Genomic DNA, 21451 nt, shown 5'->3' with positions numbered 1-21451 from the left:
AATCGGCGTAGTCCCCTGGCGGCGCGGCCTAATCCGAACGGATTAGGCCGCGCCGGAAAGCCGGGGGCGCGCCCTATTCCGGCCGGATGTTGTGCTCGCGGATGATCGCGCCCCAGCGCTGCCGGTCCGCCGCGATCTGGCGCTGGAAGTCCTCCCGCGTGCCGCCGATCATCTGCAGCCCGTTCTCGGTGAAGCGCCGCTGCACCTCGGGCGCCGCCATCGCGCGGTTCAGCTCCGCGTTCCAGCGCGCCACCATGGCGTCCGGCGTGCGCCCGGGCAGCACCACGCCGAACCAGGATGGAATCACGAAACCCGGCAGCCCGTCCTTCGAGATGACGGGAAGGTTGGGGATCAGGGGAGAGGCCTCGGCCGCGCCATAGGCTACCGCGCGAAGGCCCCCGTCGCGGATCTGGCCGAGGAACTCCGGCATGTTGCCAAACATCACGTCCACCCGCCCGGTGGAGATGTCGAGAATGGCGGGCGCGCCGCCACGGTAGGGCACCTGCGTGATCGTCGTGCCCGTCAGCGCGCCGAACAGGATGCAGGACAGCTGCTGGCTCGATCCCGCGCCCACCGTCGCGCAGCTGGTGTTCCGCCCGCGCTCCTTCGCCAGCCGCGCCAGGTCCTGCCAGGTGCGGACCGGCGAGTTCGGCCCGGCGACGAGGATGTTGTAGACCGAGGCGATGTTGGTGACGGGAATGACGTCGCGGTCCACGTCATAGGGCAGCGCCTGCATCTGCGGCGTCACCGTCAGGATCCCCATGGAGGCCAGCAGGATGGTGTGCCCGTCCGGCGCGCTCCGCGTCAGCTCCTGCGTCGCCACCACGCCGCCGCCGCCGGTGCGGTTCTCCACCACCACCTGCTGCCCCACCTGCTTGCCCAGCTGCTCCGCCAGGATGCGCCCGATCAGGTCCGAGGTGCCGCCGGGCGCGAAGGGGTTGAGGAAGCGGATGTCGCGCGTGAAGGGCGGGTCCGCGGCGCGCGCCGCGAGCGGTGCGAAAAGGGCCGCGGCCCCCAGCAGGGCGGCGAGGCCGCGGCGGTGGATGAACTTCATGGAATCCTCCTTGTGCTTCGCGCCGCCCTCGTGCCGGGGCGGTCGTCTCAGGGTTGGGGTTCAGACGTAGCCGGGGCCCTCGATCGCGGGGTGGGCCCGCAGCCAGTCCTCGTCGACCTCGACGCCGATGCCGGGCGCCTCGTTCGGCCGCACGCAGCCATCCGCGCCAAGCTGCCAGGGCGTGCTCACCAGCGCGTCGCGGAACAGGTTGGCGCGCGACACGTCGGCCTCGAAATAGCCGGGGTTGTCGATGGCGCAGAGGAAATGGATCGTCGCCGCCTGGTTCAGCCCGGTCATGGAGCTGTGCGGATGCACGGGGATCTTGTGCGCAGAGGCGATGGCCGCGATCCGCAGCGCCTCCGTGATCCCCCCGCACTTGGAAAGGTCGGGCTGCCAGATCGCGATGCTGTCGTCCTCCAGCAGCGGCGCGAACTCGAAGCGGGTGAAGTGGTTCTCCCCCACCGCCAGCGGCGTGCGGCCATAGCTCCGCGCCTCGCGATAGGCACGGCGGTCGTGCGGCGGAAACGGCTCCTCCAGCCAGCCCATGGAAAGCGCGTCCATCGCCGGCATCACCCGCCGCACGTCGGAAAGCGAATAGGCGGTGTTGGCATCCGCGAGGATGTCGATCCCCGCCCCGAAGGCGCGGCGCACCGCCTCCATCCGCGCGACGTCGTCCGGCACCGTGTCGCCGATCCGCAGCTTCACCGCGCGGTATCCCGCCTCGATCAGCGGCCGCGCCTCCTCCACCAGCGCCTCCGGCGGCTGGTAGCCCAGCGCCACGCCGCCGGCATAGGCGGGCACCGCGCGCGCCGCGCCGCCCAGCAGGCGATACAGCGGCCAGCCCACCGCCTTCGCGCGGATGTCCCACAGCGCCATGTCCAGCCCCGACATGGCGAGCGCGCAGCCCGCCCCCATGCCGTGGCTGGCCAGCTGCCCGCGATAGATGCGGTTCCACACGCCCGTGGTGTCCGTGGCCTCCATCCCCACCACCAGCCGCCGCAGCGTCGTCTGCAACAGGGCGGCGACCGCCGTGTGCGCGCGCCCGTGATGGCTCTCCCCCCATCCCACCAGGCCGCTCTCGGTGGTCACCTTCACCACCACCGCATCCCGCTTCACCGCGCGCCCGACGCCGAGCGCGACGCCGCCGCCCTCCGGCACGGGAAAGGAGGTCGGGAAGGCCTCGACCGACGCGATCCTCATGCCCGACCTCCCTGCCCGTACTGCTCCAGGAAGCTCTCCCGCACGGTGATCCCCAGCCCCGGCCTGTCGGGGATGGCGACATGCCCGTCCTCCACCGGGAAGTCCTCCTCGATCAGGTCGTGCAGCATCGGGTTGTGGCCGAGCGAGTATTCCAGGATGAAGCCCGCGCTCTGCGTCGCCGCCAGGTGCATCCCCGCCGCGAAGGCCGGCGCGCCCGACCACAGGTGCGGCGCCAGCCGCAGGTTGAAGGCCGAGGCCAGGGCCGAGATGCGCAACCCCTCCGTCAGCCCGCCCGCGATCGCGAGGTCCGGTTGCAGCACGTCCGCCGCGCGAAGCTCGCAGATCTCGCGGAAGTCGTGCCGCGTGAACTCGCTCTCCCCCGCGCTGATGGGCACGGAGGAGGAGCGCCGCACCTCCGCCATCCCCGCCTTGTCGTCCGCGCTCACCGGCTCCTCGAACCAGAAGAGGTCGCAGTCCTCCACCATGCGCGCGAAGGCCCGCGCCTCCGCCACCGTCCAGGTGCCGTGCGCGTCCGCCATCAGCCGGATGTCGGGCCCCAGCGCCTCGCGCGCCGCCCGCACCCGCGCCGCCGAGCGCGCGGGGGAGCCGTCCATCACCCCCACGCGCATCTTCACCGCGCGGAACCCGGCCTTGTCGCAGTAACCCTGCAACTGCGCGCCGATGTTGGCCGCATCCGCCCAGCCGCCCGAGGCATAGGCCGGCATCCGCTCCAGGCGCCGCCCCCCCAGCAGCCGCCAGACCGGCACGCCCAGCGACTTGCCCAGAATGTCCCACAGCGCGACGTCCACGCCCGCGATCGCGGAGATGGACAACCCGCGCCGCCCCACCTGCGGCAGCGCGTAGCCGCCGGCCACCGCGTATCCCTCGCGCGGCGTGTTGTACATCACGTCCCACAGGCGCGAGATGTCGCGCGGGTCCTGCCCGAGCAGCAGCGGCGCGTAGTCGTCGTTGATGATGGCCGCCAGCCCCGCGCAGGCGGCCGCACTCCCCACCCCCGCCTTGGCCTCGCCCCAGCCCGTGATGCCGCACGCCGTCTCCACGCGGACGATGACGGAATCAAAGGTCGGCACGCGGCCGAAGTCGCTCGTGTGCTGGCGCTCATAGGGAATGGGCACGCGGCACCAGGTGGCGTGAACGCGGGCGATCCTCATGCGGGCAGCACCTCGGCGGCGGGATGGCCCAGGGCAATCCGCTTCGCGCGCGACGCCTCCCAGGCCTCCGGGTTGATGAAGGACCGCGGGCGCTCCCCGGCCAGGATGCGCACCACCTCCCCGGCGGCGCCGACGCTCATGCGCACCATCGCCTCGCCGCTCAGCCCCGCCGCGTGGGGCGTGAGGATGACGTTGGGCAGGGCGCGCAAGGGATGCCCGGCGTCCAGCGGCTGCACGTCGAACACGTCCAGCGCCGCGCCGCCGATGCGCCCCGCGCGCAGCGCGTCCAGCAGCGCCTCGCCGTCCACCACCGGCCCGCGCGCCACGTTGAGCAGCCAGGCCCCCGGCTTCATGCGCGCGATGCGCGCGGCCGAGGCCAGCCCGCGCGTCTCGGGCGTCAGCGGGCAGGCCAGGGCAATGAAGTCGCTCTCCGCGAACAGCGCGTCCAGCTCCACCCTCTCGATGCCGCCGGGCATGGCCGCATCGCCGCGCCGGTGCCCCAGCACGCGCATCCGGAACCCGGCGGACGCGATCTCCCCCAGCCGCGCCCCCACCGCCCCGATGCCGACGATGCCCAGCGTGCGCCCGCGCAGCTCGAAGGCCTCCGCGGTCCGCGCGCGCGACCTGTCCCAGCCCGTCGAAAGCAGCGCCGCGTGCATCGTCTCCACGCGGCGCGCGGCGGACAGCATCTGGCCGATCACGAACTCCGCCACCGAATCCGCGTTGGCGCCGGGCACGTTGGCCACCAGCACCGCGTGCGCCGTGCAGTCCTCCACCGGGATCATGTCCAGCCCCACGCCCTGCCGCACGGCGGCAAGCAGGCGCGGCGCGCGGGCGGAAAGGTCGTCGGGCAGCCTGCGCCGCACCACCACGGCATCCGCCCGCGCCAGCAGCGCGTCCAGCCCCCCGGCGCCCGGCAATTCGACCTGATGCCCGGCGGCGCGCAGGATGGCCTCGCCCGCGGGGTCCATGGGGTCGGTCAGCGCGACCAGCATCTCAGGCCACCTTGTATTGCGTGAGGATGGCGGGATCGACCTCGATGCCCAGCCCCGGCCCGTCCGGCACGCGCACGATGCCCGCGCGCTGCACGATGGGGTCGCGCGCCAGGTGGTCGCGCAGCGGGTTCGGCGTCTGCTCGAACTCCAGCATCGGCGGCATCGGCCGGAAGGCCGGGGGCGTGTCCGGCAGGGCCGCCAGGAACTGCACGGTGGCCGCCAGCCCGATCGCCGATCCCCAGGCATGCGGCACGCATTCCACCCCGTGGGCCGAGGCCATGGCGGCGATCTTGCGGCACTCGCTGATGCCGCCCGCCGCGCAGACGTCGGGCTGCACGATGTCCATCGCCTTGCGCGCGATCACGTCGCGGAATCCCCAGCGCGTGAAGTCGTTCTCGCCGCCGGCGACGGCCATGTCGAGCGCGCGCGTGACCTCGACGTAGCCGTCATGGTCCTCGGGGCTGATCGGCTCCTCGAACCAGAGGATGTCGTGCTCCTCCATCGCGCGCCCCAGCCGGATGGCCTGGGGCACGGTGAAGCAGTGGTTGGCGTCCACCGCCAGCTTCACGTCCGGCCCGATCGCCTTTCGCACGGCGGCCACGCGCCGCAGGTCCAGCTTGGGGTCGCCCAGCCCGATCTTCATCTTGATGGCGCGGAATCCCTGCGCCGCGTAGTCCTCCGCCTCCTCCACCGCTTCCTCGACCAGCCGGTCCATGTCGATGAAGTAGAGGCCGGTGGCATAGGCCTGCACCTCCGTCCGGTGCGCGCCGCCGATCAGCTTGTGGATGGGCTTGCCCACCGCGCGGCCCATGATGTCCCACAGCGCGATGTCGATGCCCGACAGCGCCGCGATGGTCATGCCGGTCAGCCCGTAATCCTTGATGCGGTTGTAGAGGTCCTCCCAGACCACCTCCACGTCGAAGGGATCGCGCCCGATCACCCGCGCGCGGTACTGCGTGTCGATGATGGTCTTGTTCACCATCGCCGGGCCGTAGCACTCGCCCCAGCCGGTGATCCCCTCGTCGGTGCGGATCTCCACGATGCAGGAGGCGCGCGTCGTGTAGAGCCAGCCGCGCGCGGAGGTGAAGGGCTGCTCCACCTTCGATTGCAGGACGTGGGTGATGACATCTGTGACTTTCATCGTCTTCCTTGTTTCCTCCGCGCGTGCCGCCGCTTCAGTCGCCGCGTGCCCGCCGTTCCAGCAACTCGATCCAGTAGCTCTCCACGCCCCGCAGATGCCCGCCCATGGCCGCTTCCGCGCGCTCCGCGTCACCGTCCGCCACCGCGTCCCGCATCGCCCGGTGCTGGCTCTGCGAAAGCGGCGCGCGCGTGCCGTCCGCGAAGTAGGCACGGCGCCGGTTGCGCGACATCAGGTAGAAGGCGTTCACCACCCGCAGGAACACGTGGTTCCCCGTTGCCTCCACCACCGCGAGGTGAAAGGCGGCGTCATGGTCCGCCGGGTTCTCGCCGGCCGCGATCGCACGGTCCGTCGCGGCGAGGATCTCATCGAGGCGCCCGACATCCTCCGCCGCGCGCCGCTCGGCGGCCAGCCGCACCGCCTGCATCTCCAGGATGCGGCGCAGCTCCACCACCTCCCGCACCTCCGCCTCGGTCAGCGGGATGCCCAGCTCGGCCTGCAGCACGATGGCCTCGATCGAGCCCTGCTTCTCCGCGGGCCGCAGGTAGATGCCCGAATTCGGCCGCCGCTCCACCAGGCGCAGCGTTTCCAGCACGGCCAGCGCCTCCCGCACCGCGCCCCGTCCCACGGCGAAGCGCTCCGCCAGTTCCCGCTCGGAGGGCAGCCGGTCCCCCGCCTCCAGCCGCCGGTGCGCGATGAAGGGCAGCAGCCGGCCGATCAGGTTCGCCCGCTCGTCCGGAACTCCCTTTTGACGGGCCATCGAATTGGTCATACCAAATTGGTAGGACCAAACAAGGCGAAGGCGCAAGCGCCTTCCGCCCAGGAGGACACGGATGATCGTCGAGGAACGGATCTACACGCTGCAGGCCGGTCAGGCCGCCGCCTACCTCGCGGCCTACGAGGCCGAGGGCATGGCCATCCAGAAGCCCATCCTGGGCCGCATGGTCGGCTACTACGCCACCGAGTTCGGCCCGCTGAACCAGGTGGTCCACCTATGGGCCTACCAGAACCTCGCCGAGCGCACGGAACGCCGCGCCCGCCTCCTGGCCGACCCGGCCTGGCGCGCCTATGCCGCCAAGGTGCGCCCCATGGTGCTGACGCAGGAGAACAAGCTCCTCACGCCCGCGCCCTTCATGCGCGTCACCTGGCAGGAATAGCCCGGGGAAACCCCTATCCCCGGCGGCGGCGCAGCAGCAGGTGCACCGCCCCGGTGTTCGCCCGGTGCGGATGCGCCGCGCCCAGGATCAGCGGCCGCAGCGAGGGCAGGTTCAGCCAGTGCGGCAGTTCCCGCCGCAGCACGCCCCCTTCCCCCGCGCCCTTGCCGGTCACGATGGCCACGCAGCGCAGCCCGTCCGCATGGGCGGCGCGCAGAAAGGCCATGGTCGCGCCATGCGCCTCCTCCGCCCGGCGCCCGTGCAGGTCCAGCGTCCGCTCGGGCCGGGTCTTGCCGCGGCGCAGGTCGCGCCAGCGCTTCTCGTCCAGCCCCGCCCCAGGGTGCCCCACCGAGACCAGCGGCACCGTCGCGGGCTTGGCCGGCCGCGCCGGCGCGTGCACCGGCGCGGCGGCGGGCACCGGCTCCGGCGCGGCGGGGGGCACGGGCGGCGGCGGTGCGTCGCGGCCGGGCAGCGCCTCCACCGCGTTCAGGCTGAGATAGGCATGCCAGAGCGCGCGCTCGGACGCCGCAACGCTGCGGGCCTTGCGCGCCATCAATCCGCCGGGTTGGCGATCTGCCCGGGGCGCGCCACGGGCTCGCGCGCCGCCTCCGGCCGCGGGTCGCCATCCGACAGCGCGTCGCGCGCCGCCGCCTCGTCCTCCACCAGCACCACGTGCAGCCGGCGCGGCCCATGCGCCCCCAGCTCCAGCGTCTGCTCGATATCCGCCGAGCGCGAGGGCCCCGTCACGAACATGATGTTGCGCGGCATGAACCCGCCCGAGGGCTCGGCCCCGCCCCGCTCCGCCCGCAACCGGTCCCAGGCCTCCTCATAGGCGCCCACGATGGCCGAGGACCGGATCACCGCGATCTCCGTTTCGGGCAAAAGGTTCAGCGTGGTCGGGCGCGAGGGGTCGGAGGGAAACAGCAGCGTCCCCGTTTCCGCCACCCCCGCCCAGGCGTGCTGCACCGACGCCGCATCATCCCCCCGCGCCCGCCGTGCCTCGAATTCCAGCATCGGCCGCTCGCCCCAGGGCAGCGAAAGAAGCTCCGGATGCGGCGCCATCGCGAAGCGGGGCGCCAGGTTCTGGGCGGCCAAGTAGTCCGCCACCGCCGCCGGCACCGATGCCGCGTCCGGCACCCGCTCCACCGTGCCGAACTCCTTCTCCACGTTCCGCACGAACAGCGCGATCTGCTCCGGCCGCGACACGCGGGACCGCGCGGGGATCAGGTGGCGCGGATGCGTCGCCAGCCGCCCGTCCAGCATGGCGCGCTGGTCCGCCGGCAGCGGCCCGCGGCGGAGGCCGCGGCGGATGCCGTTGAGGATGTTCTCGCGGCTGCTCATCGCCGCCCCCTGCGCTGCGCCGCCGCGTAGCGGGCCATGAAGGTCCCCCCCGGCTCCGGCGCCGGCAGGTCCCGCCCCTCGGTCCAGCCGCCCGCCAGCGGCAGGCTGCGGAACCGCCCGCGCCCCCGCCCCAGCAGGGCCAGCGCCCCCATCCCCAGGCGCGACGCCGCCCGGTACCAGCCCGGACGCCGCGCGAACCACCCCCAGACATTCAGCCCGCTCCGGATGGCCGATGGCGTGAGATGCCGCTCGAACTCCCGCTCCCGCCAGTGCCGCATCAGCTTGGGCAGCGGGATCTTCACCGGGCACACGCTCTCGCAGCGCCCGCAGAAGGTGGAGGCGTTGGGCAGGTGCCCCGACTTCTCCACCCCCACCAGGGAGGGCGTCAGCACCGACCCCATCGGCCCCGGGTAAACCCAGCCATAGGCATGCCCGCCCGTCACGCCATAGACCGGGCAGTGGTTCATGCAGGCGGCGCAGCGGATGCAGCGCAGCATCTCGTGGAAGTCCGTGCCCACCATGTTGGACCGGCCGTTGTCGATCAGCACCACGTGGTAGGCCTCCGGCCCGTCCAGGTCGCGCGCGCGGCGCACGCCCGTGGAAAACGTGGTGTAGACGGAAAAATCCTGCCCCGTGGCCGAGCGCGCCAGCAGCCGCAGCAGGGAGGTGCAGTCCTCCAGCGTCGGCACCACCTTCTCGATGGAGGCCAGCGCGATGTGCACGCGCGGCAGGGTCTGCGTCAGGTCCCCGTTGCCCTCGTTGGTCACGATCACGGAGGAACCGGTTTCCGCGATCAGGAAGTTCGCCCCGGTGATCCCGACATCGGCGGCCAGGAAGCGCTCCCGCAGCTTGCCCCGCGCCTCCGCCATGATGTCGCGCCGGTCATGGAACACCCGGTCGCGCGGCAGGTCCGTGTGCGCTGCCCGGAACCGCTCCTCCCAGTCCTCCCGGTTCAGGTGAAAGGCCGGGGCGATGATGTGGGAGGGCGGCTCGTCCACCAGCTGCAGGATGTATTCCCCGAGGTCCGTCTCCACCGGCACGATCCCGTGCGCCGAAAGGTGCTCGTTCACCCCGATCTCCTCGGAGATCATGGACTTGCCCTTGGTCACCGTCCGGGCATCCGCCTCCTGGCAGATCCGCAGCACCGTTTCCCGCGCCTCCGCCGCGTCGGCACACCAGTGCACCTGCCCGCCATTGGCGATCACGTTGCGCTCGAACACCTCCAGGTAATGGTCGAGGTTGGCCAGCGTGTGGTTCTTGATGTCGCGCCCGATGTCGCGCAGCCGCTCGAACTCCGGCAGCGCCGCGGTGGCCTGCGCCCGTTTCGAGTGAAACCCCGATCCCCCGCGCTTGAGGGCCGTCTGCAACCGCGGATCGGCCATGGCACGGTCGGCGCGGCGCTTGAAGTCAGGGGAGGTGAGGGCGACCATACCCCCAATCTAGTGCGCCCTCCCATTCCGCGAAATGGCCGGCCCTGGTGCAAGTCTTGCCTGCCCCCTCCGGAACCAAGCCCGCGAAAGTCCCCATGCACCGTCGCTCCCTCCTCGCCGCCACCCCCCTCCTGGCCGCCCCCGCCCTCCTTCCCGGCCTCGCCCGCGCCCAATCCGGCCCCGCCCGCGCCGCAACCCTGCGCGTGGTCCCGGAAACGCTGACCACCATCCTCGACCCGCATTTCACCACCAGCTTCACCACGCGGGACTTCGCCTACCTCGTCTACGACACCCTGCTCGCCGTGAACGACCGCTGGGAACCCACCCCCCAGATGGCCGAGCGCTGGGAAACCAGCGCGGACGGCATGGAATGGCGCTTCATCCTCCGCGAAGGCCTCGCCTTTCACGACGGCACCCCCGTCACCGCCGAGGACTGCGCCGCCAGCCTCCGCCGCTGGGCCCAGCGGGACGCGCTGGGCAGCGTCATGCTGCGCGCGGCCGAAACCCTGGATGCCCCGGATCAGCGCACCCTCCGCCTCCGCCTGAAGCAGCCCTTCGGACTGGTCCTCCAGGCGCTCGCCAAGCCCGGCGCCATGGTGCCCATGATCATGCCGAAGCGCCTGGCCGAAACGCCCGCCAGCCGCCCCGTCACCGAACCCATCGGCTCCGGCCCCTACAGGTTCGTGGCCGGCGAGTACCGGCCCGGCGACCGCATCGTGCTCGTCCGGAACGAGGCCTACCGCCCCCGCCCCGAGCCCTCCGTCTGGGCCTCCGGCGGCAAGCGCCCCACCTTCGAGCGCGTCGAGCTGATCGCCATGCCCGACGTTTCCTCCCAGGTCAGCGCCCTCTCGACCGGCGAGGTGGACTACCTCGAACGCCTCCCCGCCGACGTCCTTCCGATCCTGGAGCGCAACCGCGCCGTCCGCGTCCAGGTCGTCTCCCCCTTCGGCTACCAGGGCGTGCTGCGCTTCAACCACCTCCTGCCGCCCTTCGACGACGTGCGCGTCCGCCGCGCCGTCATGACGGCGGTGGACCAGATGGACCACCTGCCGGGCGTCGCCGGCCGCCCCGAATACATGCGCGAATGCCGCTCGATGCTGGGTTGCGGCACCCCCTACGAGACCACCGCCGGCATGCCCCTGAAGCCGGACCTCGAGGGCGCCCGCCGGATGCTGCGCGAGGCCGGCACCGACCTTTCCCGCCCCGTGGTCATCATCCACCCCGCCGACGCGCCGGGCATCGCGGCGCTGGGCCTCGTCACCCAGGACCTGCTGACGAAGCTCGGCTTCAACGTCGATCTCCAGAGCATGGACCTGAACACCTTCTTCGGCCGCCGCGCCCGGCCGGAGGGCTGGAACCTCTTCCACACCACCGCCACCGTGCCGGACATGCAGACCCCGCTTCAGAACTCCTACATGGAGGCCGCCGGCGCCCCGAACGGCTTCGCCGGATGGCCGAAGGACGAGGAGGTCCAGGCCGGCCGCGCCGCCTTCGCCGCCGCCTCCACGGAAGCGGAGCGCAAGACCCTGGCCGAGAGCATCCACCGCCGCGCCGCCGAGCAGGGCTTCTACATGCCGCTGGGCCAGTTCACCGCCGCCTCCGCCTGGCGGGCGGAGCTGGCGGAGGTGCCCACCGGCCCCGCCATGTTCCTCTGGAACATCCGGCGCGCCCGCTGATGCTCAACGTCTCCGACTGGCTCGACCTCGTCCCCAAGGTCGAGCTGCACTGCCACATCGCCGGCGCCATGCGCGCGACGACCCTGGCCGGGATCGCAACCGCCAACGGCGTCCGCCTCCCCCGCCCCGCCAAAACGCTCTACCAGTGGGAGGACTTCTACGGCTTCCTCGAGGTCCTCCGCCTCGGCGCCCTCGCCGTCCGGCGGCGCGAGGACTTCGAGCGCGTCGCCTACGAGTGCATCGAGGACATGCACCGCCACGGCAACGCCCGCCACGTGGAGATCTTCTTCAACCCGCACTACTACACGCCCAACGGCGCCACCTATCCGCTGATCGCCGACGGCCTCGCCGCCGGGCTGGAGCGGGCGGAGCGCGACTTCGGCGTCTCCTCCCTCCTGATCGCCTGCATCGACCGCAGCACCTGCCTGCCCAGCGAATCCCTGCAGATGCTCGACTGGATCACGGCCCACCCCCACCCGCGCGTCGTCGGCATCGGCCTCGACGGCGCCGAGCGCGCCGGTCCGCCGCTGGTCTGGGTCGAGGCCTGGCGCCGCGCCGGCCGCATGGGCCTGCGCCGCACCGCCCATGTCTGCGAGGACAACCAGACCCTCTTCGAGGGCCCGCCCAGCCACATCACCCATTGCCGCGACGCGCTGGGCTGCGACCGGCTGGACCACGGCTACAACATGCTGGCCGACCCCGAGATCACCGCCCGCATGGCCCGCGAGGGCACGCCCTTCACCATGGCCTGCTGGTCCTCGATCCTGCCGAACCGCGTCCCCCGCCAGCAGCGAATCCGCCGGATGTTCGAGGCCGGGCTCAACATCGTCCTCGGCACCGACGACCCCACGATGTTCGCCACCACCATGGGCCATTCCTGGCGCACCATCTTCGCCGCCAACGGCTGGGGTCCCGCCGAGGCCCGGCGCCTCAGCCTCGCGGGCGTGGAGGCGAGCTGGCTCCCGCCCGGGCGCAAATCCGCCCTCCGCGCCGAGTTCGAGGCCGCGCTGGACCGGCTGGAACCCGCGCTCGACCTTGGCGGCCCTGCCCTCGACCTCGCGATCGAGAGGCCGCGCCCGGCCTGGAACTGAACCCGGCGCACGGTGCACGGGCGGCCGGGCTTCCCGGCCGCCGTTCCGGGCCAGGCCTCAGGCGGCGGAGCGCAGCCCGGGGCCGGAACGGCGCCGCCTCAGCCGGCGCCGCCCTTCAGCGTCGCCAGTTCCTGCCGGAGCCGCGCGATCTCCTCGCGCATCGCCTGCATCTCGTCCCCGGGCTGCGCCGGTCCCGCGCTGCCCACCGGCCTGGGGAAGGGCGTGAACAGGCTCATCGCCCGCTCCAGCATGGCCAGGTTCTGCTTGCCCATTTCCTCGAAGGAGGAAAAGGCGTTGAACCCCCCCATGGCGGACCCCACGGCATCCTGCGCCGCGCGCCGCATCCCCTCCTGCTGGCGGGCAAAGGTGCCCATCGTGGCCTCGAGGTAGCGCGGCACCACCGATTGCAGGCTGTCGCCGTAAAGCCCGATCAACTGCCGCAGAAAGGGGATCGGCAGCAGGTTGGTGCCCTTGCTCTCCTCCTCCACGATGATCTGCGTCAGCACGGAGCGGGTGATGTCCTCCCCCGTCTTGGCATCGGACACGGTGAAGTCGCGCTTCTGCCGGACCATGCCCGCCAGGTCCTCCAGCGTGACATAGGAGGAGGTCTCGGTGTTGTAGAGCCGCCGGTTCGCATACTTCTTCACCACAACAGGCGGGCGGGGCGGGGTCTCGGCTGCCGCATCCTGCGGAGCGGCGGTCTGGGCCATGGTCCGGTCTTCCTCTCCCGGTCGCACCGGGTCTGACTGGCGCCCGGGTGCGGCAAGCCGCGGTCCCGGGCCGGGATGGGCAATGCTAGCCCCGCTGCGCCGCAATGCAAAAGATGTTGCACCGCCGATCCCCCGGCCGCCGCGCCGGGGCTGCGCGGCCCGGGCCGTGGCGGGCCCGCACGCCTGGATCGGATCGCGCCGCGGGCGCATAACCGCGTCGCGCGCCGGCCGGATCGCGCGAGGGCGCAGCGGCGGCCGAGCCGGGATCAGGAATGCCAACCGGGGAATGCATGGACGGGTCGGACGGCAAAGTCCCGGGGAAAGCGGGCCCGGACGCGGCAGGTGCGGCCGTCCCGGACCAGGGGGCGCCCCCCCCGCCACCCGGTGCCCAGCCCGGTCCGGACGCCCCGGAAACCCCGGACCTCGCCCGCCTGGCCGCCGATTGGATCTCGCTCTGGCAGGGCGAGATGGCGGCCATGGCGACCGACCCCAGCCTTGTTGTCGCCGCCGCAGCAGCCGCCTCCGCCCTCACCCGCCAGTGGGCCGAGTCCGCCCGCAACCTCGCCGCCCAGCCCTGGGCGCTGCAATCCTGGCCGACCCAGCCCTGGCCGCCCCAGCCCTGGCCTCCCCAGCCCTGGCCTCCCCAGCCCTGGTCTCCCCAGCACTGGCCCATGCCCGGCACCCCGCCGCAATCCATGCCCTCCCCTTGGCCGATGCCCGGCCCGGCATGGCCCGCGCCGCCCGCGCCCTGGCCCGCTTCCGTCCAGCCTCCTGCCTGGTCCTTCTCCGGGCCACCGCAGGGCTGGCCCCCGCCCCCCTGGCCCGCCCCGCCCTGGCCCGCGCCCCAACTCTCTCCGGCCCCGCCGAGCGCCGCCCCGCCGGCCACGCCCCCACAGGCCCCCGCCCCAAGCCAGGAGCCCCCGCATGACCCGCCGCGGCCCGCGCCCCCTCCCGGCGCACCTGACCCTGGCCATGGGCCGGGCCTGGCTGGCGACGGCCTCCATTCCCCACCCACCGGCCGGGACCTCCAATCCCGCCTCGAATCCCTGGAGCGCGAGCTGGCCGGGCTTCGCGCCGCGCTTGCCGGAGGCCCGGGCGGAACACCGCCGGATCCTGGACCAGCTCGCCGGCGCCGCCGACCCTGAGGCCTTTCGCGCCGCCGTGCTCCAGCGCCTCTGGCAGGACGACGCCGCGCTGATCCGCGGCATCGCCGCCTACCGCGACCACCCCTGGCGCCGCGACCTGCCCGCGCGCCCCACTCTCTGGGCGGAAGGGCCCGCCCGCCTGCTTGATTACGGCGGCCAGGGCCCGGCCACCCTTTTTGTTCCCTCCCTGATCAACCGCGCCACCGTGCTGGACCTCATGCCCGGCCATTCCATGCTCCGCTGGCTGGCGGATGAGGGCCTGCGCCCCCTCCTGCTGGACTGGGGCGAGCCCGGCCGGGCCGAGCACGACTTCTCCCTCACGGATTTCATCGCCGGCCGCCTGGAACGCGCCCTCGCCGCCGCCGCCCGCGCGGCCGGGGGGCCGGTCACCCTGGCCGGCTACTGCATGGGCGGCCTGCTGGCGCTGGCGGCCGCCATCCGCCGCCCCGAGCTGGTCCGCGCCCTCGTGCTGCTCGCCACGCCCTGGGACTTCCACGCGGGCGGCGCCGAGGCCCAGGCCCGCTCCACCGCCAGCCTTCTCCCCGCGCTGGAACCGGCCATGGCCGCGACCGGCGGCCTGCCCGTGGACATCCTCCAGCTTCTTTTCGCCGGGCTCGACCCGTTCGGCATCGCCCGGAAGTTCCGCGCCTTCGCCCGCCTCGACCCCACCTCCCCCCGCGCCGCCCATTTCGTGGCGCTGGAGGACTGGCTGAACGACGGCATCCCCCTGCCCGCCCCCGTGGCCCGCGAATGCCTCGGCGGCTGGTACGGCGCCAACACGCCCATGGCCGGTGAATGGCGCATCGCCGGCCAGGCGGTGGACCCCGCCGCCTGGCGCGGCCCCGCCTTCCTGGCCATCCCGCGCGGCGACCGCATCGTCCCCCCCGAAAGCGCCCGCGCGCTCGCCGCCCGCCTGCCCCAGGCCACGGTGCTGGACGTGGCGGCCGGCCATATCGGCATGGCCGCCGGCATGAAGGCCGGGGCCGTGCTCTGGCGCCCCCTGCGCGACTGGATCGCGGCCCCGCCGCGCCCCACCTGAAGACCAGCCCCGCCTCCCCCGGGATTGCGCATCCTCCCGCGCCCGCGCAGCATCCCCCCAACCAGAACGCCCCCAAGGGAACCAAGAGGACCGCCACCATGGACGACATCGTCATCGCCTCCGCCGCCCGCACCCCCGTCGGCAGCTTCAACGGCGCCTTCGCCACCCTGCCCGCCCACCAGCTCGGCGCCATCGCCATCAAGGCCGCCATGGAGCGCGCCAAGGTTTCCGCCGAGGAGGTGGACGAGGTGATCCTGGGCCAGGTGCTCGCCGCCGGCGCCGGCCAGAACCCCGCCCGCCAGGCCGCCATCCTCGCGGGCATCCCGGTGGAGCGCACCGCCTTCGGCATCAACCAGCTCTGCGGCTCGGGCCTGCGCACGGTGGCGCTCGCCGCCCAGCAGATCGCGACGGGCGACGCGAAGATCGTCATGGCCGGCGGCCAGGAAAGCATGACCCAGGCGCCCCACGCCGCCCAGCTCCGCGCCGGGCAGAAGATGGGCGACCTCGCCATGGTCGACACCATGATCCGGGACGGCCTCTGGGACGCCTTCCACGGCTACCACATGGGCAACACCGCCGAGAACGTGGCCCAGAAGTTCCAGATCACGCGCGAGCAGCAGGACGAGTTCGCGGCCGCCTCCCAGCGCAAGGCCGGCGAGGCCATGAAGGCCGGCCGCTTCAGGGACGAGATCGCCCCCGTCGCCGTGAAGGGCCGCAAGGGCGAGACCGTCTTCGAGAACGACGAGTATCCCAAGCCCGAGACCACGCTGGAGATCCTCCAGAAGCTCCGCCCCGCCTTTTCCAAGGAAGGCTCCGTTACCGCCGGCAACGCATCGGGCATCAACGACGGCGCGGCCGCCATCCTGGTCATGAGCGGCTCGGAGGCCTCCCGCCGCGGCGTGACGCCGATGGCCCGCATCGTGTCCTGGGCCACCGCGGGCGTCGATCCCTCCATCATGGGCACCGGTCCCATCCCCGCCTCCCGCCGCGCGCTGGAGAAGGCCGGCTGGAGCATCGCCGACCTCGACCTCATCGAGGCCAACGAGGCCTTCGCCGCCCAGGCCTGCGCGGTGAACAAGGACCTCGGCTGGGACCCGGCCAAGGTGAACGTCAACGGCGGCGCCATCGCGCTGGGCCACCCCATCGGGGCCTCGGGCGCCCGCGTGCTGACCACCCTGCTGTTCCAGATGCAGCGCCAGGGCGCGAAGAAGGGCCTCGCCACCCTCTGCATCGGCGGCGGCATGGGCGTCGCCATGTGCGTCGAGGCCGCCTGAACCGGGGCGCCCCCACGGCGGCCGGTACCGGGGGAGGCGAGAGCCTCCCCTTTCCATTTTCGCTCCCCTGACCCGCACCGAGGGCTGGCGGCGCGAAAAACCTGTGGAAACGAAGGGGCCAGCGGGTGGATACGTTCCCGTGATCCCTTTCAACACCCTGATCAGGCACGGCAAGACCCCCATATGCCCGCCACCATGTCCCCCAAGACACCCGACTACGACGCCCTTCTCGGCGCCCACCTGGACACGCTCCGCGCGGAAGGCCGCTACCGCCACTTCCTGACGCTGCACCGCCAGCCCGGCGCCTTTCCCGGCGCGCTGCGCGCCGATGGACGCCCCGTCACCGTCTGGTGCTCCAACGACTATCTCGGCATGGGCCAGCACCCCGCCGTCCGCGACGCCATGATCGCCGCCATCCGCGAGGACGGCGCCGGCGCCGGCGGCACCCGCAACATCTCCGGCACCGGCCGCCACCACGTGGCCCTGGAAGCGGAACTCGCCGCCCTGCACGGCAAGCAGGCAGCCCTGGTCTTCACCTCCGGCTACGCCGCGAACGAGGCCGCGCTCTCCACCCTGGCCCGCCTGCTGCCCGGCTGCACCATCCTGTCGGACGCCGACAACCATGCCTCCATGATCGCGGGCATCCGCCACGGCGGCGGCCCGAAGCGCGTCTTCCGCCACAACGACCTCGCCCACCTGGCCGAGCTTCTCGCGGAACTCCCGCCCGAGGCCCCCAAGATCGTGGCCTTCGAATCCGTCTATTCCATGGACGGCGACATCGCCCCCATACGCGCCATCGCCGAACTCGCCCGCGCCCACAACGCGCTGACCTATATCGACGAGGTCCACGCCGTCGGCCTGTACGGCCCCGGCGGCGCGGGCGTCGCGGCGCGGGACGGCGTGGAGATCGACGTGGTGGAGGGCACGCTGGGCAAGGCCTACGGCGTCGGCGGCGGCTACGTCGCCGGCAGCGCCACCCTGGTGGACGCCATCCGCTCCTTCGCCTCCGGCTTCATCTTCTCCACCACCCTCGCCCCCGCCATCGCGGCCGGTGCGCTCGCCAGCGTCCGCCACCTCCGGGGGTCCGACGCCGAGCGCACCGCCCACCAGGAACGCGCCCGCGCCACCCGCGCGGCGCTGCGCGACCAGGGCCTGCCGGTGATGGAGAACCCGAGCCACATCGTGCCCGTGATGGTCGGCGACGCCGCCCTCTGCCGCGCCGCCAGCGACATGCTGCTCGACGAGCACGGCATTTACATCCAGCCGATCAACCACCCCACCGTGCCCCGCGGCACGGAGCGCCTGCGCATCACCCCCACCCCGCTGCACGACGACGCCGCCATCGCCCATCTCGCGGGCGCCCTGGCCACGGTGTGGGACCGCCTGGGCCTGCGCCGCCAGAAGCTGGCGGCCTGAACGCGCGAAGGGCCGGGGGAAGCAATCCCCCGGCCCTTCATCGCGAACCGCCCGCCGGAAAGGCCAGGCGGAAAGAAGCTTCCCTCAGGCCGCCATGCGCCGCTGCGCCCGGTCCTGTGCCAGGCAGGCCGCGGCCTCCGCCAGGTGCCCCGCCGCCTCGTCCGCGCCCAGCTCCAGGCAGCACCGCTCCAGGTGCTCCATCAGGCGCGTCAGCGCGGCCATGTCGCGGCCAGCCTCTTCCGGCCAAAGCACGGCGGCGATCGGGGTGTCCATGGGGCAGCAGTCCTTGAGAGCGGCGATGGCCGCGGAAGCGGCGGCGTCCTACACCCTCCCGGGGACAAAAAGCCAGCATTCCCGCCGGAAAGCCTCGAATCCGCCGTGCCGCGCAGGAAAACAGGCCCGGAACGACCGCCGGCGGAACCTCCCCGCCCGCGCGAAGTTCCGCCGCATGAAGCGCCGGGGAAGCACCGCGCCAGCAGGAATGTGTCTCGAAAAACGCTTTGTGCGGTGCGATCTTGCGCGCCGCGCCCTTGATGCCTTGCCCCTGACTGCCCCAGCTTGAAGGCGCAGTCCGCGAACGTCCTCGAAAGGTATCAAGAATGGCACGCATCGCCCTCGTCACCGGCGGCCAGCGCGGCATCGGCGCCGCCATCAGCGAGCACCTCCAGAAGAACGGCCGCACGGTCGTCGCCTCCTATGCCGGCAACGAGGAAGCCGCCCACGCCTTCACCGAGCGCACGGGCATCCCGACCTACAAGTTCGACGTTTCGGACTGGGACCAGTGCGCCGCCGCCCTGAAGAAGATCGAGGCCGAGGTCGGCCCGGTGGAGATCCTGGTCAACAACGCCGGCATCACGCGCGACAACACCATGAAGCGCATGGACCGCAAGGCCTGGGACGAGGTGATCGACACCAACCTCGGCTCCTGCTTCAACCTCTGCAAGCTGGTCTGGGACGGCATGTCGGCGCGGAAGTTCGGCCGCATCGTCAACATCGGCTCCATCAACGGCCAGGCCGGCCAGTACGGCCAGGTGAACTACGCCGCCGCCAAGTCCGGCATCCACGGCTTCACCAAGGCCCTGGCCCTCGAAGGCGCGCGCGCCAGCATCACCGTCAACGCCATCGCCCCGGGCTACGTGGACACCGAGATGGTGCGCGCCGTGCCGCCCGACGTGCTCGAGAAGATCATCGCCCGCATTCCCCGCGGCCGCCTCGGCACGGCGGATGACATCGCCCGCGGCGTCGCCTTCCTCACCGCCGACGAGGCCGACTTCATCACCGGCTCCACCCTCTCCATCAATGGCGGCCAGCACATGTACTGACGGGATCGGGGGCCGCCGCGGAACCGGCATCGGCTCCTCTAAAGGCGTCTTCGGCCGCGGCACCGACCCAACCGTGCTTCAGGCCGACAACACCGACGAAGGCGACGTTGGCAACGGCACCAACGCCCAGGGCGGCATCGACCGGGAACATATCGGGCAAACCAGGAAGCCGATGGGGCGCACCAACAAGTAGGCGCGGCGTGGCCGGGGAAGGCCTCCCCGGCCCCTTTTCCCGCGCGCCCGGACAAGCCAGCCTGTTCGCGGAAGGAACAGCCCATGACCGAATGCACCCTGGTGCTGGCCGAAGCGGCGCCGGATGCCCCGCAGCGCATCGGCGCGGTGCGGCCCGCCCACCTGGCGCTCCTCACGCCCATGGCCGCCGCCGGGGACCTCCTCCTCGGCCTGCCGCTGATGGACGCCGCCGGCACCTATCGCGGCTCGATCCTGCTCGTGGCCACCTCCGCGCTGGACCGCTACCTGGAGGCGGAGCCGTTCCGGCGCGAGGGCATCTGGCAGAGCCACGCGTCGCACCCCTTCCGCATCGCGGCCCTTCCCTGGCGCCCCTTTCCGGGTGGCCCGGCGGCGGATCGCCCCACCCACAGCGTCGCCGTCGCCCGCGACGGCACGGATGACCAGGCCCCCGCCCGCCGGCTTTCCGTGCGTGATGCCCATCTGGCCCGGGTACGCCCCGCCGCCGAATCGGGCCTCCTGGCGCTCGGCGGCGCCATTCTCGATGCCCCGGGCGGCGCCATGGTCGGCTCGGTCGCGATAACGGCCCACCCGGACCTGGACGAAGCCAGGGCCTGGTGGGCCGTCGATCCCTACAACACCGGCGGCGTCTGGCAGGACACCGCCTGGCACCTCACCCGTTTCGCGCCCCTGCCTTACCGCCCCCTGCCCTGACAGGCCGCGGCGCGGGGGCGGAGAAGGCGCCGGCCGCGGCCAGCGCCGCCGTGGCCAGGGCCGCCCCGATCAGGACGGCCGCCGTCACCGTGCCGTCGCCCCGACGCGGTCGCCGACCAGCTTGTTCGCCAGCCACGACACCAGCCAGATGATGATCGCGCCGAAGAAGGCCGCCGAGAAGCTGGTGATCCGCATCCCCGGCATCAGCAGCGCCGTCAGCCCCAGCATCAGCGCGTTGACCACCAGCGTGAACAACCCGAGCGTCAGCACGGTCACCGGCAGCGACATGGTGGCCACGATGGGCCGGATCACCGCGTTCACCACGCCGAAGATGATGGCGGCGATGATCAGGTTCGTCAGGCTCGGGAAGTAGAGCCCTGTGACGACGTTCGCTGCGATGTAGAAGGCAACGGCCGTGATGACCGTTCGAATCAGGAAGCCCACCGTGTCAAACTCCTCGCCCCAGGCAGTGCCGGAAAGCCCCGGCAGGATGCTTGGGCAACGCACCCTCCCCCTCCCGGTTGCCAAGTTCCTTTCGTGAGCCGCGCAACCGCCTCGGGCATCGGCGCGCTCGTTCTCTGGGCTTTCCTCGCCCTCCTCGCCCGCGGCGCCGCCGGCCTGCCGCCGCTGCAGGTCACCGCCATGGCCTTCGCCGCCGGCGGCGGCCTTGCCACCGCCTGGCTCGCGGCCACCGGTGGCCTCTCGGCCCTGCGCCAGCCGCCCATCGCCTGGGCCCACGGCGTGGGCGGCCTCTTCGGCTACCACGCCCTCTACTTCGCGGCCCTCGCCTGGGCGCCGCCGGTGGAGGCCAGCCTCATCAACTACCTCTGGCCCCTGCTGATCGTCCTTTTTTCCGCCCCCATCCTGGGCCTGCATCTCGGTCCCCGGCGCCTCGCGGGGGTGCTGCTCGGCTTCGTCGGCTGCGCCCTCGTGGTCGGTCCCGGCGCGGCCTTCCCACCCGGCGCCGCGCCCGGCTTCCTCTGCGCCGCCGCGGCCGCCCTGGTCTGGGCTCTCTACTCCGTCACCGCCCGCCGCCTCTCGGCCATCCCCACCGAGGCCGTCGCCGGCTTCTGCCTGGCCTCCGCCGCCCTCGCCGCCCTGTCTCACCTGGCCTTCGAGACCACCGTGGTTCCCAGCCCCCGCGAATGGGCGGCGGCCCTCCTGCTCGGCCTCGGCCCGGTCGGCGCGGCCTTCTTTCTCTGGGATGTCGGCATGAAGCGCGGCGACCCCCGCCTGCTCGGCACCCTCGCCTATGCCGTGCCGGTCGCCTCCACCCTTCTCCTTATACTATCGGGCGAGGGCGAAGCCGGGCCGCGCGTGCTGGCGGCGGCGGCCCTGGTGGTGGGCGGCGGCTGGCTGGCCGCCTCGGCGAGGCGCTGAGCGCCGCGGAA

22 protein-coding genes are annotated in these 21451 nt (G+C 72.6%); 10 read left to right on the top strand and 12 right to left on the bottom strand.

All coding sequences use genetic code 11. The features are described 5' to 3' along the window. Positions 1 to 73: 73 nt before the first annotated feature. From ACFFIC_RS13160 to ACFFIC_RS13135, 6 genes are read right to left on the bottom strand one after another with little or no spacing between them, the layout of a single operon-like run. Positions 74 to 1054: a Bug family tripartite tricarboxylate transporter substrate binding protein gene (locus ACFFIC_RS13160; RefSeq protein ID WP_377050988.1), complete on the bottom strand. Its 981-nt coding sequence runs from the start codon at positions 1052 to 1054 to the stop codon at positions 74 to 76. Positions 1055 to 1114: 60 nt separating this feature from the next. Beyond that, positions 1115 to 2254 (bottom strand): mandelate racemase/muconate lactonizing enzyme family protein, encoded by a 1140-nt coding sequence (locus ACFFIC_RS13155; RefSeq protein WP_377050986.1) that lies wholly within the window; start codon positions 2252 to 2254, stop codon positions 1115 to 1117. Beyond that, a complete protein-coding gene (locus ACFFIC_RS13150; protein ID WP_377050984.1) occupies positions 2251 to 3426 on the bottom strand; it encodes a mandelate racemase/muconate lactonizing enzyme family protein in 1176 nt (391 codons plus the stop codon). The genes ACFFIC_RS13155 and ACFFIC_RS13150 overlap by 4 nt, the downstream gene beginning before the upstream one ends. Then, positions 3423 to 4421 carry a hydroxyacid dehydrogenase gene (locus ACFFIC_RS13145; protein WP_377050982.1) on the bottom strand — a complete coding sequence of 333 codons (999 nt, stop codon included), beginning with the start codon at positions 4419 to 4421 and terminating at the stop codon, positions 3423 to 3425. Before ACFFIC_RS13145 ends, ACFFIC_RS13150 begins: the two co-directional genes overlap by 4 nt. Before the next feature lies 1 nt (position 4422). After that, positions 4423 to 5562, bottom strand: coding sequence for a mandelate racemase/muconate lactonizing enzyme family protein (locus ACFFIC_RS13140; RefSeq protein WP_377050980.1), 1140 nt, complete (start codon positions 5560 to 5562; stop codon positions 4423 to 4425). Positions 5563 to 5596: 34 nt separating this feature from the next. After that, complete coding sequence (locus ACFFIC_RS13135; protein WP_377050978.1) at positions 5597 to 6319, bottom strand: FadR/GntR family transcriptional regulator; 723 nt, start codon at positions 6317 to 6319, stop codon at positions 5597 to 5599. Positions 6320 to 6392: 73 nt separating this feature from the next. Here ACFFIC_RS13135 and ACFFIC_RS13130 point away from each other — a divergent pair, with 73 nt between their 5' ends. Beyond that, positions 6393 to 6716, top strand: coding sequence for an NIPSNAP family protein (locus ACFFIC_RS13130; RefSeq protein ID WP_377050976.1), 324 nt, complete (start codon positions 6393 to 6395; stop codon positions 6714 to 6716). 13 nt (positions 6717 to 6729) lie between these two features. Here ACFFIC_RS13130 and ACFFIC_RS13125 read toward each other — a convergent pair whose 3' ends face one another. Genes ACFFIC_RS13125 through ACFFIC_RS13115 form a run of 3 tightly spaced genes read right to left on the bottom strand, consistent with a single transcriptional unit; the run spans position 6730 to position 9484 of the window. Then, positions 6730 to 7266: a Smr/MutS family protein gene (locus tag ACFFIC_RS13125; RefSeq protein WP_377050974.1), complete on the bottom strand. Its 537-nt coding sequence runs from the start codon at positions 7264 to 7266 to the stop codon at positions 6730 to 6732. Beyond that, on the bottom strand, positions 7266 to 8054 hold the full coding sequence (locus ACFFIC_RS13120; RefSeq protein ID WP_377050972.1) for a LutC/YkgG family protein: 789 nt from the start codon (positions 8052 to 8054) through the stop codon (positions 7266 to 7268). Before ACFFIC_RS13120 ends, ACFFIC_RS13125 begins: the two co-directional genes overlap by 1 nt. Further along, on the bottom strand, positions 8051 to 9484 hold the full coding sequence (locus tag ACFFIC_RS13115; RefSeq protein ID WP_377050970.1) for a lactate utilization protein B: 1434 nt from the start codon (positions 9482 to 9484) through the stop codon (positions 8051 to 8053). Before ACFFIC_RS13115 ends, ACFFIC_RS13120 begins: the two co-directional genes overlap by 4 nt. Before the next feature lie 95 nt (positions 9485 to 9579). Here ACFFIC_RS13115 and ACFFIC_RS13110 point away from each other — a divergent pair, with 95 nt between their 5' ends. After that, positions 9580 to 11160, top strand: a complete 1581-nt coding sequence (locus ACFFIC_RS13110) for an ABC transporter substrate-binding protein (protein ID WP_377050968.1) — start codon at positions 9580 to 9582, stop codon at positions 11158 to 11160. After that, positions 11160 to 12251 carry an adenosine deaminase gene (gene add / locus ACFFIC_RS13105; RefSeq protein ID WP_377050966.1) on the top strand — a complete coding sequence of 364 codons (1092 nt, stop codon included), beginning with the start codon at positions 11160 to 11162 and terminating at the stop codon, positions 12249 to 12251. The genes ACFFIC_RS13110 and add overlap by 1 nt, the downstream gene beginning before the upstream one ends. A gap of 98 nt (positions 12252 to 12349) precedes the next feature. On the opposite strand, the gene phaR is transcribed toward add, so the two are convergent. Then, positions 12350 to 12961 carry a polyhydroxyalkanoate synthesis repressor PhaR gene (gene phaR / locus ACFFIC_RS13100; RefSeq protein WP_377050964.1) on the bottom strand — a complete coding sequence of 204 codons (612 nt, stop codon included), beginning with the start codon at positions 12959 to 12961 and terminating at the stop codon, positions 12350 to 12352. Positions 12962 to 13667: 706 nt separating this feature from the next. On the opposite strand from phaR, the gene ACFFIC_RS13095 reads away from it, so the two are divergent. The 4 genes from ACFFIC_RS13095 to hemA all read left to right on the top strand — a co-directional run bounded on the left by ACFFIC_RS13095 (position 13668) and on the right by hemA (position 17835). Further along, positions 13668 to 13889, top strand: a complete 222-nt coding sequence (locus tag ACFFIC_RS13095) for a hypothetical protein (protein ID WP_377050963.1) — start codon at positions 13668 to 13670, stop codon at positions 13887 to 13889. Continuing rightward, entirely contained in the window at positions 13886 to 15145 is a 1260-nt protein-coding gene (locus ACFFIC_RS13090; protein WP_377050961.1) for an alpha/beta fold hydrolase, read from the top strand. The genes ACFFIC_RS13095 and ACFFIC_RS13090 overlap by 4 nt, the downstream gene beginning before the upstream one ends. 98 nt (positions 15146 to 15243) lie before the next feature. Further along, positions 15244 to 16419 carry an acetyl-CoA C-acetyltransferase gene (locus tag ACFFIC_RS13085; RefSeq protein WP_377050959.1) on the top strand — a complete coding sequence of 392 codons (1176 nt, stop codon included), beginning with the start codon at positions 15244 to 15246 and terminating at the stop codon, positions 16417 to 16419. Positions 16420 to 16602: 183 nt separating this feature from the next. Continuing rightward, a complete protein-coding gene (gene hemA, locus ACFFIC_RS13080) occupies positions 16603 to 17835 on the top strand; it encodes a 5-aminolevulinate synthase (protein WP_377050957.1) in 1233 nt (410 codons plus the stop codon). 84 nt (positions 17836 to 17919) lie between these two features. Here the strand turns inward: hemA and ACFFIC_RS13075 are convergent, their stop codons facing one another. Next, positions 17920 to 18108, bottom strand: coding sequence for a soj family protein (locus tag ACFFIC_RS13075; protein WP_377050955.1), 189 nt, complete (start codon positions 18106 to 18108; stop codon positions 17920 to 17922). Between the two features lie 326 nt (positions 18109 to 18434). Between ACFFIC_RS13075 and phbB the strand changes: the two genes are divergently transcribed. Continuing rightward, on the top strand, positions 18435 to 19157 hold the full coding sequence (gene phbB / locus ACFFIC_RS13070) for an acetoacetyl-CoA reductase (protein WP_377050953.1): 723 nt from the start codon (positions 18435 to 18437) through the stop codon (positions 19155 to 19157). Between the two features lie 276 nt (positions 19158 to 19433). Then, positions 19434 to 20060, top strand: a complete 627-nt coding sequence (locus ACFFIC_RS13065; RefSeq protein ID WP_377050951.1) for a YciI family protein — start codon at positions 19434 to 19436, stop codon at positions 20058 to 20060. An 84-nt stretch (positions 20061 to 20144) separates the two neighbouring features. Here the strand turns inward: ACFFIC_RS13065 and ACFFIC_RS13060 are convergent, their stop codons facing one another. Then, positions 20145 to 20567 (bottom strand): phage holin family protein, encoded by a 423-nt coding sequence (locus ACFFIC_RS13060; protein WP_377050950.1) that lies wholly within the window; start codon positions 20565 to 20567, stop codon positions 20145 to 20147. A gap of 30 nt (positions 20568 to 20597) precedes the next feature. Here ACFFIC_RS13060 and yddG point away from each other — a divergent pair, with 30 nt between their 5' ends. Next, entirely contained in the window at positions 20598 to 21440 is an 843-nt protein-coding gene (gene yddG / locus ACFFIC_RS13055; RefSeq protein ID WP_377050948.1) for an aromatic amino acid exporter YddG, read from the top strand. The last annotated feature ends 11 nt before the right edge of the window (positions 21441 to 21451 follow it).

Source organism: Muricoccus vinaceus (assembly GCF_042433125.1).
In the GTDB taxonomy this organism is placed as follows: Bacteria; Pseudomonadota; Alphaproteobacteria; order Acetobacterales; family Acetobacteraceae; genus Roseomonas; species Roseomonas vinacea.
This window is presented reverse-complemented; position numbering and strand designations above follow the sequence as displayed.